The organism is Streptomyces sp. x-80, assembly GCF_046549095.1.
Lineage (GTDB): Bacteria > Actinomycetota > Actinomycetes > Streptomycetales > Streptomycetaceae > Streptomyces > Streptomyces celluloflavus.
The window spans coordinates 139446-154047 of sequence record NZ_JAJPWM010000005.1 but is presented as its reverse complement, the minus strand read 5'-3'; the positions used below and the strand labels follow the sequence as shown (position 1 = coordinate 154047).

Genomic DNA, 14602 nt, shown 5'->3' with positions numbered 1-14602 from the left:
ACGCTAGACCTGCCGCCCGGCGGGCCGCGCGCGGGGCACCCCGAACGCGCGGACGGCCCCGTACGGACCGCCCGGCCCCGGGTGCCCGGAGCCGCCGCTCAGCCCGTCAGCTCCCGCAGCTGGTCCAGGAACCACCGGTCGGGCGGCAGCGCGGTGGCGGCCGCGGCCAGCCGTTCGGTGCGCGCGGCCCGTTCGCCGTGGGGCATCGTCAGGGCCTCGTGCAGCGCCCGCGCGGTGCCGGTGATGTCGTACGGATTGACCGTCAGCGCGTCCGCGCCCAGTTCCTCGTGGGCGCCCGCCTCCCGCGACAGCACCAGCGCGCAGCCGCCGTCCGAGACCACCGGGATCTCCTTGGCGACCAGGTTCATCCCGTCCCGGATCGGGTTGACCAGGGCCACGTCCGCGAGCCGGTAGGCGGCCAGCGAGCGCGCGAAATCGTCCTTGACGTGCAGCACGACCGGCTGCCAGCCGGGCGTGCCGTACTCGGCGTTGATGTCCCCGGCGACCCGTTCGACCTCGGCGGTGTAGTCGCGGTAGACGGCCAGGTCCTGGCGCGAGGGGTAGGCGAAGGCGAGGTGTACGACCCGTTCGCGCCACTCGGGGTGGTCGGCGAGCAGCCGGCGGAAGGCGAGCAGCCCGCGCACGATGTTCTTGGACAGCTCGGTGCGGTCGACGCGGACGATGGTCCTGCGGTCCGGCCCGCCGATCTGGGCGCGCAGCGCCGCCAGCCGCTCGTCCACGTCGGGGCGGTGCGCCCGCTCGCGCAGGAAACCGGCGTCGGCGCCCAGGCCGTGCACCCCGATCCGGGTCGTGTGCGCCGGCCGCCCGGCGGGGTACGAGACGAGAGCCGGGGCGTCGTCCCCGGGGTGGGCGGGCGCGCAGTCCGCGCCGAGTGCGGTCGCGGCGCACGCCATGAAGTTCGCGGCCCACCGCCGGGTCAGGAAGTTCGCCCGGTCCGCGCCCAGGATGCCCAGTGCCAGCTGCCGCTGGATGTCGTCGGGCAGCATCGCGAAGTACTCCGCGGGCGCCCACGGAGTGTGCGAGAAATGCGCGATCCGCAGGTCGGGGCGGCGCTCGCGGAGCATCCCCGGCACCAGCGCCAGGTGGTAGTCCTGCACGAGGACGGCCGCGCCGGGCGCCGCCCCGTCGGCGAGCGCGTCCGCGAAGGCCGCGTTGTAGGTCTCGTACGACGCCCACTGCGCCCGGAACTCCGTGTCGAAGACGGGCTCCAGCGGTGTCTGGTAGAGCATGTGGTGGACGAACCACAGCACGGAGTTGGCGATGCCGTTGTAGGCGGCGGCGTGGATGTCCGCGGGGATGTCCAGCATCCGTACGCGCCGGCCGCCCGTATCGGCCGGGTCCAGTTCACCCGCCGCCGGGCCGTCCCCGGCCGGGGCGCCGTGCGCCGCCCGCCGGACGGCCTCCCGGTCGCCGTCGCCGAGCGCGGCGCACACCCACACCGCGTCCGTACCGGGCCCGATGGCCGACAGACCGGAGACCAGCCCGCCGCCGCCGCGCTTGGCGGTCAGCGCGCGGGCAGCTCCCTGACCGGCCTGCCCGGGGGGTCCGGTCTCGGCCAGGGTGTAGGAGACCGGACCGCGGTTGGACGCGACGAGAACCTCGGCACCACTGCGCTCGGAGACCATGCCGCGACACTAACCCGGCACGGATCCGCGCAAACGTACGGAGCGCGGGTCAGGCCGCGCGTCGCTCCGCGTACTCCGGTATTTCGGCCATCGGAGGGCGCTCCTCGGTGTCCACATCCGTCGTCCGGGGGACGAAACCGCTCGCGCCGCGGTCGAACTGGGTGAGCCGGGGGCGCACCAAGTGGCCGCGGGTGAGCCGGAGTTGGGCGGTGCGGTAGATGGCCGCGGCCATCCGGCCGAGCGCCTGCCCGTCCTGGTGGCGGTGTTTGCGCACGCCCACATCCACCTGGGCGAGGGCGTCGAGGCCGACCGTGTGGAGCGCGTCGACCAGCAGGCCCAGCTCCACGCCGTAGCCGACCGGGAACGGCAGCCGCTCCAGCAGCGAGCGGCGGGCCGCGTACTCACCGCCCAGCGGCTGGACGAAACCGGCCAGCCGCGGCCAGTGCAGATTCAGCAGCGGGCGGGCGACCAGCTCGGTGACCCGGCCGCCCTGACCTGCGCCGCCGCCCGGCCCGGCGATGCCGTCGGCGCCGCCGCGGCCCGTCTCCAGCGGCCGGTCGTACATCGCCTTCACGAACTGGATGTCCGGTTCGGTCAGCAGCGGCCCGACGATGCCGGAGACGAAGGTGGCCGAGAACTCGCGCAGGTCGGCGTCGACGAAGCAGATGATGTCGCCCCGGGTGACCAGCAGCGAGCGCCACAGCACCTCGCCCTTGCCGGGCAGCGCCGGGATACGCGGCAGCACGGCGTCCCGGTGCACGACCCGCGCGCCGGCCGCCGCCGCCACCTGGGCCGTCCGGTCGGCGGAGCCCGAGTCCAGCACCACCAGCTCATCGACCAGGGGGACCGCGTCGGTCATCAGCTCACCGCGGATCGCCGCGACGATCGCGCCGACCGTCGCCTCCTCGTCGAGGGCGGGCAGCACCACGCTGACCGTCCGGCCCGTCTGCCGCTTGGCCTCCAGCAGCCGGTCGAGCGGGCGGTCGGCCGCGGACCAGGAGCGGCTGCTGAGCCAGCGCTCCACCTCTTCCAGCACGTCTACGACTCCCTCGGTGGCCGCCGGGCGGGCGGTCGGTGTGATCCATCTCGCGGTTCGGACGACTATCTCAACCATCAGTGGCTTCGGTTACAGTCTTGAACAACGCGGAGGACCGCCGCATGCCGGGGTCGCCGCACACAAACGCCTGGGTTTCACCCAGTGCCATACCGCTCATCCAGAGGGGCAGAGGGATACGGCCCGTTGAAGCCCCGGCAACCCTCCAGCCGGTCTCCGCGAAGATCAATGATCACAGCGCGCGAGGCTCCCGGCGGGGAAGGTGCCAAATCCGTCTCGTGGCGAGATGCGCCGCGAGGAAGATGAGGAGAAAGGGCCTCGCCTCCATGGCTGTGCAAGTCACCGAAAGCTCTCCCGCCGTCACTCTCGGTCCCGCCGTCGCGCTCTCCTGCCGCGAGTGCGGACAGCGCTTCGACCTCGGCCCCCTCTTCGCCTGCCAGGAGTGTTTCGGGCCGCTCGAAGTGGCCTACGACCTGCCGACCGGTGACCCGGACGGGCTACGGAAGCGGATCGAGTCCGGTCCGGGCAACATCTGGCGCTACGCCCCCCTGCTGCCCGTCCCCGCCGACGTCGCCGGCAAGCCCAGCCTCAACCCGGGGCTGACCAAGCTCGTCAAGGCCGACAACCTCGCCCGCGAGCTGGGCGTCACCGGCGGTCTGTACGTCAAGGACGACTCCGGCAACCCCACGCACTCCTTCAAGGACCGGGTCGTCGCCATCGCCGTCGAGGCCGCCCGCGCCTTCGGCTTCACCACCCTGTCCTGCTCCTCCACCGGCAACCTCGCGGGCGCGGTCGGCGCCGCGGCGGCCCGCGCCGGATTCCGCTCCTGTGTCTTCATCCCGCACGACCTGGAGGCCGGCAAGGTCGTCATGGCCGCGGTCTACGGCGGCGAACTGGTCGGCATCGAGGGCACCTACGACGACGTCAACCGCTTCTGCTCGGAGCTCATCGGCGACCCGCTGGGCGAGGGCTGGGGCTTCGTCAACGTCAACCTGCGCCCCTACTACGGTGAGGGCTCCAAGACGCTGGCGTACGAGATCTGCGAGCAGCTGGGCTGGCGGCTGCCGGACCAGATCGTCATCCCGGTCGCCTCCGGCTCCCAGCTCACGAAGATCGACAAGGGGCTCAAGGAGCTGATCGCGCTCGGCCTCGTCGAGGACCGGCCGTACAAGATCTTCGGCGCCCAGGCCGAGGGCTGCTCGCCCGTCTCCACGGCCTTCAAGGCGGGCCACGACGTCGTACGGCCGCAGAAGCCGGACACCATCGCCAAATCGCTGGCCATCGGCAACCCGGCCGACGGACCGTACGTGCTCGACATCGCGCGCCGTACCGGCGGTGCGGTGGAGGACGTCGACGACGCGCAGATCGTGGCCGCGATCAAGCTGCTGGCCCGCACCGAGGGGATCTTCGCGGAGACCGCGGGCGGGGTGACCGTCGGCGTGACCCAGAAGCTCATCGAGAACGGTCTGCTCGACCCGGCGCTGACCACCGTCGTCCTGAACACCGGTGACGGCCTCAAGACGCTGGACGCCGTGGCCCCCACCACCGGGCCCACGGCCACCATCCGCCCGAGCCTGGAAGCGTTCCGCGCGGCCGGTCTGGCCGGCTGACCCGTCGTACGCGGCGTGTGCGGCGGCGGCCGCGCACAGCTTCCGCAGCAGCTCCCGAACTCGCACCCGAAGTCGCTGGAAGGCAGAACCCATGAGCGTCAAGGTCCGCATCCCCACCATCCTCCGTACGTACACCGGCGGCCAGGCCGAGGTCCCGGCCGAGGGCGCGACCCTCTCCGAGGTGATCGCCGACCTGGAGAAGAACCACCAGGGCATCGCCGCCCGGGTGCTGGACGACGCGGGCAAGCTGCGCCGCTTCGTGAACGTGTACGTCAATGACGACGATGTCCGTTTCGAGCAGGGCCTGGCGACGGCCACGCCGGACGGTGCGGGCATCTCGATCATTCCCGCGGTGGCCGGCGGCTGCTAATTCAAGCCATCTCTCCGCTTGCCTGACTGGAATTGCCCCGTCCGCCGTAAAGCGGACGGGGCAATTCCATGTGCGGAAAGGCGATACCATTCAGGTGATCCCTCTCCGCAAGCGTGCTGAACGCATATGAGACCGCGGTGAGTTGTGCCCGAAGTGTGTGCGGTATTTGTCGCATAGGCACGCTATGCCCGGCCCGAATTGCCCGGGACTATCGGGAGTTCACCGCATATCGCCGTTTCTCCGGCGCCAGAATTCTCGTCCGATTGACCTGTTGCTCTGGGCAGTGGTGCGGATACATTCAGCGGCGGTCGACGCGTTCCGGCGCACACCCCACGGGCCTCTCGGGGGGTGAGGTCTGACCCGGGTCCGCGGAGTGCGGTCCTGCGCAAGGGCCAGTAATAGGGGAGTTAGGCATGGCTCAGGGCACCGTCAAGTGGTTCAACGCGGAGAAGGGGTACGGCTTCATCGCGGTCGACGGTGGTGCGGATGTTTTCGTCCACTACAGCGCGATTCAAATGGACGGCTACCGCACCCTTGAGGAGGGTCAGCGGGTCGAGTTCGAGATCTCGCAGGGCCAGAAGGGACCGCAGGCGGACATGGTCCGGATGGCCGGCTAGGGCGCCGACCGACTGCCGCGTCACAACCGCGTAAAGAGGAGGCCCGTACCCCCGCCGGGGGGTACGGGCCTCCTGTCGTGTGCCGACGGCGCTTCCGGAGTGGCTTCCCCCTCGGCCGCTTGCACTCTCCATGGTCGAGTGCTAATCATTGCGTTAGCACTCTCCGGGTGAGAGTGACAATCAAGGACCGGGTTGGTGAGGTCCGCGGGCCGGTGGGACTAAGGAACCACAGGGCACGCAGGCCGTCCGTCGCGGGCGCCAGGCGCGGTCCGGAGCAAGCAATCCTTCCCCAAGCTCTCAACTGCGTTCGAGCAGGGGAGACCCCATACGTCCGGGAGGACCACTTCACATGGCCAAGATCATCGCGTTCGACGAGGAGGCACGGCGCGGTCTCGAGCGCGGGATGAACCAGCTCGCCGACGCCGTCAAGGTGACCCTCGGCCCCAAGGGCCGCAACGTCGTCCTCGAGAAGAAGTGGGGCGCCCCCACGATCACCAACGATGGTGTTTCCATCGCCAAGGAGATCGAGCTTGAGGACCCGTACGAGAAGATCGGCGCCGAGCTGGTCAAGGAGGTCGCCAAGAAGACGGACGACGTCGCCGGTGACGGCACGACGACCGCGACCGTCCTGGCGCAGGCGCTGGTCCGCGAGGGTCTGCGCAACGTAGCCGCCGGCGCCAACCCGATGGCCCTCAAGCGCGGTATCGAGAAGGCCGTCGAGGCCGTCTCCGCCGCTCTGCTGGACCAGGCCAAGGACGTGGAGACCAAGGAGCAGATCGCCTCCACCGCCTCCATCTCCGCCGCCGACACGCAGATCGGCGAGCTCATCGCCGAGGCGATGGACAAGGTCGGCAAGGAAGGCGTCATCACCGTCGAGGAGTCCCAGACCTTCGGTCTGGAGCTGGAGCTCACCGAGGGTATGCGCTTCGACAAGGGCTACATCTCGGCGTACTTCGCCACCGACATGGAGCGTATGGAGGCGTCGCTCGACGACCCGTACATCCTGATCGTCAACTCCAAGATCAGCAACGTGAAGGACCTCCTTCCGCTGCTGGAGAAGGTCATGCAGTCGGGCAAGCCGCTGCTGATCATCGCCGAGGACGTTGAGGGCGAGGCCCTGTCGACCCTGGTCGTCAACAAGATCCGTGGCACCTTCAAGTCCGTCGCCGTCAAGGCCCCGGGCTTCGGTGACCGCCGCAAGGCCATGCTCGGCGACATCGCCATCCTCACCGGTGGCACCGTCATCTCCGAGGAGGTCGGCCTCAAGCTGGAGAACGCCGGTCTCGACCTGCTGGGCCGCGCCCGCAAGGTCGTCATCACCAAGGACGAGACCACCATCGTCGACGGTGCGGGCGACAGCGAGCAGGTTCAGGGCCGCGTCAACCAGATCCGCGCCGAGATCGAGAACTCCGACTCGGACTACGACCGCGAGAAGCTCCAGGAGCGTCTGGCGAAGCTGGCCGGCGGCGTGGCCGTCATCAAGGCCGGTGCCGCCACCGAGGTCGAGCTCAAGGAGCGCAAGCACCGCATCGAGGACGCCGTTCGCAACGCGAAGGCGGCCGTCGAAGAGGGCATCGTCGCCGGTGGTGGCGTGGCCCTGCTCCAGGCGTCGCAGGTCTTCGAGAAGCTTGAGCTCGAGGGCGACGAGGCCACCGGTGCCGCCGCTGTGAAGCTGGCCCTGGAGGCCCCGCTGAAGCAGATCTCCGTCAACGCCGGCCTTGAGGGTGGCGTCGTCGTGGAGAAGGTGCGCAACCTGACCGTGGGTCACGGCCTGAACGCCGCGACCGGCGAGTACGTCGACATGATCGCCGAGGGCATCATCGACCCGGCGAAGGTCACGCGCTCCGCGCTCCAGAACGCCGCGTCGATCGCCGCGCTGTTCCTCACCACCGAGGCCGTCATCGCCGACAAGCCGGAGAAGGCCGCCGCGGCCGCTCCGGGCGGCATGCCGGGCGGTGACATGGACTTCTGATCCTCCCGGATCATCTGTCCTGACGTTCGTTGGGGCGGCACCCTCCTCCCAGGGGGTGCCGCCCCAGCGGCGTTCCGGCAGGGATGTACGCCGCTGGGATGTGTGGGGAGTCATGGCCGGATGGCGGCCCGTGGGGCAATGAGGGACCAAAGTCCCTGTTCGCGGGATTTAGTCCCGGGTGACACTTTTCCGAGCTCAGAGCCGAGCCGCCCCTCCCCATCCTCGGGTACGAGGGGGCCCTAGCCCGACCCGACTCCGAGGACGCGGTACTCCCATGAGCACACTCGATTCGCTGATCGTCGATGTCAATGACGGTTTCTGGACCTATCTGCTGATCCCGCTGGTGATCTGCGCGGGGCTGTATTTCACGATCCGCTCCAAGGCCGTACAGCTGCGGCTCTTTCCCGAAATGCTGCGGGTGCTGAAGGACAAGGCGCAGCCGGGTCCGGACGGCGGAAAGACGGTGTCGTCGTTCGGGGCGTTCACCATTTCCGCGGCGGCGCGGGTCGGCACCGGCAATATCGCCGGTGTCGCGACCGCGATCACGCTGGGTGGCGCGGGCGCGGTCTTCTGGATGTGGATGATGGCGATCATCGGCGGCGCCTCCGCGTTCGTCGAATCGGCACTCGCCCAGCTCTACAAGGTCCGGCACGGCGACCGGTCCGGCAGTTATCGGGGTGGCCCCGCCTATTACATGCAGCGGGCGCTCGGAAAGCGCTGGCTCGGTGTGCTCTTCGCGATCACCATCACGGTGACCTTCGGCTTCGTCTTCAACGCCGTGCAGTCCAACACGATCGCCGCGGTCGCCTCCGGCTCGCTGTCCGGCGGTGAGGCCGAGTGGTTCGCCCCCGCGATCGGCCTGCTGCTGGCGGTGCTGCTGGGGCTCGCGGTGTTCGGCGGGGTGCGCCGGATCACCTCGGTGACGACGGTCCTGGTCCCGGTGATGGCCGTGATCTACCTGCTGCTGGGCGCGGCCGTGGTGCTGCTCAACGCCGCCGACCTGCCGCGCGTCTTCGGCGACATCATCGGCGGCGCCTTCGGCTTCCGGGAGCTGGCGGCCGGCGGGATCGGCGCGGCGATTCAGCAGGGCATCCGGCGCGGCATGTTCTCCAACGAGGCGGGCCTGGGCTCGGCCCCGAACGCGGGCGCCGCCGCCGAGGTCTCGCACCCGGTCAAGCAGGGCCTCGTCCAGTCCCTCGGGGTCTTCTTCGACACCCTGCTGATCTGCTCGATGACCGCCTTCATCATCCTGACGACCAACCCCGAGCTGGGCGGCCGCCAGGGCGCGGACCTCACCCAGTCCGCGCTGACCGGCAGTCTCGGCAGCTGGGCCGGTCACGTCCTGACCCTGGTCGTCTTCATGCTCGCCTTCAGCTCCATGATCGGGAACTACTACTACGGCGAGTCCAACATCGGCTTCATGATCGACAAGGGCGGCGAGGGCACCGCGAACAGCAAGAAGTGGGTACTGCCCACCTACCGGGTGCTGGTGCTGGCCGTGGTCTTCCTCGGCGCGCTCGGCTCGGTCAGCGTGGTGTGGAACCTCGCGGACGTCTTCATGGGCTTCATGGCGCTGGTCAACCTGGTCGCGATCCTGCCCCTGTCGGTGATCGCCTTCCGGCTGCTGGACGACTACGTCGCGCAGCGGCGGGCGGGCCTGGACCCGGTGTTCACCAGGGACCGGATGCCGGATCTGACGGGCGTGGAGTGCTGGGAGCCGCGGACGGGGGCGGGCTCGGCGGCGGGCGCGGTGCCGGTGGCGTCGGCGAGCTCTCCGGGCGAGCGCGCGTAGCCCTTGGCGGTGTCGGGCCGCCCGGCGGGGGCCGGTCCGGGTCCGGCTCGGGGCCGGACCGGGGCCGGGGTGCGGCCTCGGGGCCGGGGTGCGGCCCCGGTAATGGCCGGCGCCCCAGGGCGTCGGGACGGGGTCCGGACCGGCCCCTGGACCCCCAGCCTCATCCGTCACCCCGCTCACCCGTCAGCTGTCCGTATCCGTATCCGTATCCGTATCCGTATCCGTATCCGTCTCAGCCTCGGTCTCGGTCTCGGTCTCGGTCTCCGTCCCGCCCGTCCGTCTCCGTCGAGGCGGGTGGCCGGTGGTGTGGTGGCCGGTGGTGCGGTGGGTGCGGGATGACGTGGCGGACGACGGCGAGGAGGCCGGGGTCGGCGGCGGTGTAGAGGCGGTGGCGGTCGTGGGGCCGGGAGCGGACCTGTCCGGCGCGTTGCATCGTGGCCAGATGGCGGCTGACGGTGGGGAGCGAGGCACCGACTCGCTCGGCGAGTTCGGTGACGCTGTGCTCTCGGGTGCTCAGCAGCCACGCGAGGTGCAGCCGCACCGGGGATGACAGGAGTCGGAACACCGCGGCGGCCTGGGCCAGGGTCGCCGCATCGGGGTCGTGGTCGTCGGTGGTCATCTGCTTCCTCGCGTGGACGGTCTGGTCCGGAGGCCGTGGCACCCGGCCGGAGGGGCCGGGTGCCTGCCCGTGGGACGGCAGGTGCGGCCGGGGTACGGCCCCGGGCCGGGTCAGGCCAGGACCGGGATGAGGCCGGCGGCGAACAGGACGTAGAAGCCGGCCGCGGCTGCGAGACGGGCGGGAGTCAGCTTGTGGGCGCGCATGGTGGCCAGCAGGTAGACGATGGCGGCCATGGTGACCAGGCCGGACCACAGCAGGGCGCCGTCGAAGTGCCAGCGGGTGAAGAGGAGTCCGAGGCCGCTGGGCACGGTGGCCTGGATCATCATGGCACCGGAGATGTTCGCGAGGGCCAGCTTCGTCTTGCCCTGGCGGACCCAGATCACCGCGTTCATGATCTCCGGCAGTTCCGTGGCGATGGGGGACAGCAGGAGCGCGGTCACGGCGGCGGACAGGCCCAGCATCGGACCGATGGCGTCCAGCTGCTTCACGAACAGCTGTGAGGCGAAGAAGATCACCACGAGGGTGGCCAAGGTCTGCGCGACCACGGCCCAGGTAGCCGGCGAGGCGGCCTTGGGCTGGAACTTCAGCGGCTCCAGCGACTCCTCCCCGCCGTCCTCGGCCTCCTCGCCGTGGCCGCTGCGGATCTCACGCCAGAAGTAGACCGCGTACGCGGCGAAGAACAGCAGGCCGAGCACGGGCTTGAAGGCGAAGGCGACCAGACCGAGCGCGACCTTGACCACGAAGATGGGCAGGAACCACTGCTGGTCCTTCGCCAGCCGCTTGATGTCCTTCGCCTCGCCCAGCGACCGCGCGGTACGCGGCGGGGCCACGGCCGCGCCGGGGCCGCTTTCGAGGACGGGGACGGTGGCGTGCTCCTTGCGGTGCCGGAGTTCCTTGCGGTGCTTGAGCCAGAGCATCGTGCCGGTGACGCCGTAGGCGACGGTGGCCAGGGCCAGCGGGCCACCCATGGCGGCTCCGACGCCGATGTCCTTGGCCTCCGCGGTGTCGCCGGTGGTGACCGCGACCAGCGTCACGACGGATTCGGGCAGTGCGGTACCGAAGGCGGCCAGGATCGTGCCGACCGCCATCTTCCCGACGTTGAGGCGCTCGCCCAGCCACTCCACGGCGTTGACGAACCACTCACAGGAGAGGTAGATCGCCACCGCACACACGATGAGCAGTACGAAATGGATCACGGGTTTCGTTCAGCCTTCCCGCACCGCGGGGGCTTCGAAGAACGAGCGGCGCGAGGAGTGGCGGCACGGCTTCGACCCCGCGACGCGCATCAGTCGTCGACAAACAGGGCCGAAGGTCTCGCCCGCCCGCCCTCTCACCGAGTGCGGGCCCGGCCACCGGGAACCACGAGGGCTCCAGTGTGTCGACGACCGGTATTGCGGGGCTACTCCCCTTCGCAGCGTCCCACCCTACAGGAGCCGGCGGGACCCGCCCGCGCCGTCCGGCGGGAGGCGCCGCCCGTCCCCCGCCTGTGGGAAGCGCGGCGGGACGGAGTGCCATCGGCATCCCGGAGAGCCTGGTGGCTCCGGCACGCAGGGTGTGAACCGGTGATTGACGGTGGTGGTGCGCAGTCGACTGACGGTGGCGGTCCGCCGTCGTGATCAGTGTGCCCACCTGACCGCGATCTTCCTCATCTCCCCGGCCTTACTCAGGGGACATCGCACTCACCGGGCGGCGAAACCGGTCCGCCAGGTCGGCCACCCGGGGTGCCAACCCCGGCTTCGGGCCAGCGTGTTGAGGGCGCCGCGCTCCCACTTCTGCCGACCCGCCACCGGGGCGGGTGCGGGCACGCCGAGGGTTTCGGCGAGGGCCGGGAGCCACTCGTGGGCGGGGGCGGGTTCGTCGTCCACGATGTTGACCGGTCCGTCCGGCCAGTCGAGCGCGGCCAGCGCCGCGCCCGCGGCGTCGGCGACGTGGACGAAGGAACTCACCGCGTCGTTCGCCACGGTGCTCCCCAGGAACGGTGCCGCGCGGTCACCGGCCAGGGCCGCCGCGAAGGCGCCGCCCGGTGCGTACCAGGTGCCCGGCCCGTACAGCAGGCCGTAACGCAGCAGGACCGCGGTCTCCAGCTCGGCCGCCGTCTCCTCCAGGGCCCGGATGCCGGCCACCATCCGGGCGCGGGGCTGAGCCGCCGTGCTGTCGAGCGGTTCGGTCTCCTCGGCCGGGCCGGCGCCCGGCCCGTACGCCCAGGAGACCGACTGCGCGACGATCCGGCCGGCCCCGGCCGCCTTCGCGGCCGCGACCAGGTTCCGGGTGCCCTCGCGGCGCAGTCGGCCGTTGGCGGCTCCGTCCGCGCCGGAGAGGTCGGTGAGCTGGTGGATCACCGCCTCCGGCGCCGCCGCGCGGACCGCGTCCCGCAGCCCCGCCGCGTCCAGCGCGTCCGCCTGGACCCCCGTCGCCCCGAGGCCCCGGATCCGCTCGGCCCCGGCCGGGGACCGTGACGTCCCGGTCACCTCGTGCCCGGCCGCGACCAGCAGCGGGACGAGCAGCCGGCCGACGGCGCCGGTGGCGCCTGCGACGAAGACACGCATGGGGGGCTCCAGTTCCAGTTCCAGGGGTTCGCGGTGGTGCGAGCCCAGCCTAGGTCGGAAGCGACCCGTCATCCTGGGACAGTTCGACGGCATTCTGATGGGCCAATCGGTCCGGAAAGCGGGGTGTCGCGCGACGCGCCGGCGGCCGGCAGGGGTGCCCGGTGGCACGGTCAGTGCGCGTAGTCCTTGAGCTTCGCTGTCGCCAAGGTGACGCCGACGGGGGCGGGGAGTTCGACGACGGCCCCGTACGGCTGGGTGAGGCGTGGTTCTGGTCTCTACGGTCGGTGCGGTCATGTGTGACTCCTCGCCGGTGTGCGGGCCGCGTTGCGTAGGTGCTGGACGTGGGCGCGGACCGTGGCAGGTGTGGGGCCTGCGGCGGAGTGGGCCGGTGGGGTCTCGCCACGGCACGGGGAGCAGAGGCCGCCCGGGAGAGCTTCGGGGCGGCCGGGGGCCCGGCAGACGGTGCATTCCATGATGCGGAGGGGTGACGGCGCCGGACGGCGGTGCGGCCCGCCCTGTTCCGGCCCGCCCTGTTCCGGCCCGGTCTGTTCGGGCCCGGTCTGTTCCGGCTCGGGGGGAAGTTTGCTGATGAGGCGGCTGCGGGCCAGTTTGCCGGGGTGGTGGACCTCGGGCGGCAGCCCTGCGGTGAGGGCCAGGAGCAGTTGCGCTTCGGTGGCGCCTCGGGCCAGCCATTGCGCGGCCAGCTCTTCGAGGGCGGTGCAGTCGGCGGCGGAGAGCGTCATACGGGGTTCGGCGCGGCCGAGCGCGGCGAGGGCGGCGTAGGCGGCGCTGCGGGCCGGGGGGAACGGGCCGGTCCTGCGGGGCGGTGTGGAGTGCGGGGGCTGCGCGGGCGGAGGGGGCTGAGGTCCCGGAACCGGCCCCGATCCCGGAACTGGCCCTGGTCCTGGCTCCGTTCCCGGAACTGGCCCTGGTCCTGGCTCCGTTCCCGGAACTGGCCCTGGTCCTGGCCCCGATCCCGGTGCCGTTCCTGATCCCGGTTTCGATCCTGGCCGAGGTCCTGGCCCCGCTTCCGGCTCCGGCCCCGATTCCGGCAATGGCTCCGGCCCCGGCGATGGCCCCGCTTCCGGCCCCGGCCATGGACCCGATCCCGGCCCCGGCCCCGGCCCCGGCCCCGGCCACGGTTCCTTCGGGACGTTGCCCGTGCTGAAGGCCGCCCACCAGGGGTCGTCGCGTGCCGTGCGGGAGAAGTACGTACGGGTCACCCAGCGCGGGCTGCCGGTGCCGCCTGGGCCGCCCGTGCCGCTACGGATCTCCGTGATCCGGCGCAGGTGCCCGGCCGTGGAGAGGTGGCGGAGCGCCGTGCGCAGCGCGCACTGGCCGTAGTCCGGCAGTACCTTGGCCAGCGTCTTGACGGCGATGTCCGCGCCCTCGGGAAGCCGGTCGAGGTACGCGGCGATGGACGCCTCGCGGGGCGGGAGGTGGGCGAAATCGGCCGGGCGGCGCGGACGTTGGTCCGGGGCGCTGCGTTTGCCGTAGCCGGGGGTGGCGGCGGGATGCACGAATGCGGGGCCGGGCGCGGGGGTGGGCGTGCCTGTGGGTGCGTCTGCGGGCGGGGCAGCGCTAAGGTCTTCGGTAGCCATGAGATCCTGTCTTGATCTTGATGGTCAGACCCCGGCCGGTGTTGGTAGCACCTGTCGGGGTTGTTTATTGCTGCGCACGCTAGACCGGCGCCACGGGATGTGGCAAGCCGATCACGGAAAGTTATCTGTGCTGGTGTGCACGGTTGTTGGGGTCTGTGCGGTTGAGTTCGGATGCGGTGTCAGGTCGTCGCGCGCGTTCTCGAACGGGTCGCCGCACGCGTTCTGGAAGCGGGACGTCAGGAACAACGGCCCCGCCGGGATCGAAGTCCGAGTCCGCGCAGAGCTTCGCCGACATCGCTACCGCCGGGTGCCCCGTTGCCCCGTTGCCCCGTACGGGCCAACGGGGCACCCGGCGGTGCGGCCGGGCGTAAGGGTGGACCTGCGACTGGTGGGTGGCGGCGAACGACGTGAACGGCGCGTTCGGTTTCACGGGCTTGCCCCCGTCAGGCGGGACGAGCCCACCCGGCGCGGGATCAGTCGTACAGGGTGACGTGACTCTCGTCGTGCCACGTGGTGTTGGCTTCGGGGGCCCATGCCTGGGCCCCGCTCTGATTCCAGTCGGCGTCGAGACCGGTCGATGAGCTGTAGTCGATGTCGGCGTGGGCGGTGCCGGCCGCGCCGAGGGCGATGCCTGCGCTCAGGACTGCGGCCGCCGCCAGGTGGGCCGGACGGGATCGTGGGGCCATCAGGGGTCCTCCTTCTGTGGTTCGGGAACATGCACGAACGCCAACGAGCGGCACCCGGCGGCAGGCACCGCGACCCGGGAACGCCGCCC

The 14602-nt window shown here is 71.1% G+C and carries 12 protein-coding genes and 1 riboswitch; of the genes, 5 read left to right on the top strand and 7 right to left on the bottom strand.

What is annotated here, in order from left to right; genetic code table 11:
* Window positions 1-98 precede the first annotated feature (98 nt).
* A complete protein-coding gene (locus tag ACLJWH_RS11335; RefSeq protein ID WP_411141514.1) occupies window positions 99-1646 on the bottom strand; it encodes a trehalose-6-phosphate synthase in 1548 nt (515 codons plus the stop codon).
* 49 nt (window positions 1647-1695) lie between these two features.
* Window positions 1696-2682 (bottom strand): glucosyl-3-phosphoglycerate synthase, encoded by a 987-nt coding sequence (locus tag ACLJWH_RS11330; RefSeq protein ID WP_411141513.1) that lies wholly within the window; start codon window positions 2680-2682, stop codon window positions 1696-1698.
* Window positions 2683-2853: 171 nt separating this feature from the next.
* A riboswitch (SAM riboswitch) is annotated at window positions 2854-3009 on the top strand.
* A gap of 17 nt (window positions 3010-3026) precedes the next feature.
* On the opposite strand from ACLJWH_RS11330, the gene thrC reads away from it, so the two are divergent.
* The 5 genes from thrC (at window position 3027) to ACLJWH_RS11305 (ending at window position 9061) form a co-directional block, all read left to right on the top strand.
* Entirely contained in the window at window positions 3027-4310 is a 1284-nt protein-coding gene (gene thrC / locus ACLJWH_RS11325; RefSeq protein ID WP_411141512.1) for a threonine synthase, read from the top strand.
* Between the two features lie 91 nt (window positions 4311-4401).
* On the top strand, window positions 4402-4680 hold the full coding sequence (locus ACLJWH_RS11320) for a MoaD/ThiS family protein (protein ID WP_094791336.1): 279 nt from the start codon (window positions 4402-4404) through the stop codon (window positions 4678-4680).
* A gap of 413 nt (window positions 4681-5093) precedes the next feature.
* Complete coding sequence (locus ACLJWH_RS11315) at window positions 5094-5297, top strand: cold-shock protein (protein WP_052859305.1); 204 nt, start codon at window positions 5094-5096, stop codon at window positions 5295-5297.
* A 349-nt stretch (window positions 5298-5646) separates the two neighbouring features.
* The gene (gene groL, locus ACLJWH_RS11310; RefSeq protein ID WP_411141511.1) at window positions 5647-7269 is read left to right on the top strand and encodes a chaperonin GroEL; all 1623 of its coding nucleotides are present in this window, start codon (window positions 5647-5649) and stop codon (window positions 7267-7269) included.
* A 274-nt stretch (window positions 7270-7543) separates the two neighbouring features.
* The gene (locus ACLJWH_RS11305; protein ID WP_411141510.1) at window positions 7544-9061 is read left to right on the top strand and encodes an alanine/glycine:cation symporter family protein; all 1518 of its coding nucleotides are present in this window, start codon (window positions 7544-7546) and stop codon (window positions 9059-9061) included.
* Window positions 9062-9293: 232 nt separating this feature from the next.
* Here the strand turns inward: ACLJWH_RS11305 and ACLJWH_RS11300 are convergent, their stop codons facing one another.
* From ACLJWH_RS11300 to ACLJWH_RS11280, 5 genes are all read right to left on the bottom strand, one after another.
* Window positions 9294-9680 (bottom strand): ArsR/SmtB family transcription factor, encoded by a 387-nt coding sequence (locus ACLJWH_RS11300; protein WP_411141509.1) that lies wholly within the window; start codon window positions 9678-9680, stop codon window positions 9294-9296.
* A 110-nt stretch (window positions 9681-9790) separates the two neighbouring features.
* Entirely contained in the window at window positions 9791-10876 is a 1086-nt protein-coding gene (locus ACLJWH_RS11295) for a sodium:calcium antiporter (protein WP_411141508.1), read from the bottom strand.
* A 483-nt stretch (window positions 10877-11359) separates the two neighbouring features.
* Window positions 11360-12226 carry an NAD-dependent epimerase/dehydratase family protein gene (locus tag ACLJWH_RS11290; RefSeq protein WP_411141507.1) on the bottom strand — a complete coding sequence of 289 codons (867 nt, stop codon included), beginning with the start codon at window positions 12224-12226 and terminating at the stop codon, window positions 11360-11362.
* A gap of 290 nt (window positions 12227-12516) precedes the next feature.
* Window positions 12517-12969: a hypothetical protein gene (locus tag ACLJWH_RS11285; protein ID WP_411141506.1), complete on the bottom strand. Its 453-nt coding sequence runs from the start codon at window positions 12967-12969 to the stop codon at window positions 12517-12519.
* A gap of 1331 nt (window positions 12970-14300) precedes the next feature.
* The gene (locus tag ACLJWH_RS11280) at window positions 14301-14513 is read right to left on the bottom strand and encodes a hypothetical protein (RefSeq protein WP_411141505.1); all 213 of its coding nucleotides are present in this window, start codon (window positions 14511-14513) and stop codon (window positions 14301-14303) included.
* Between the last annotated feature and the right edge of the window lie 89 nt (window positions 14514-14602).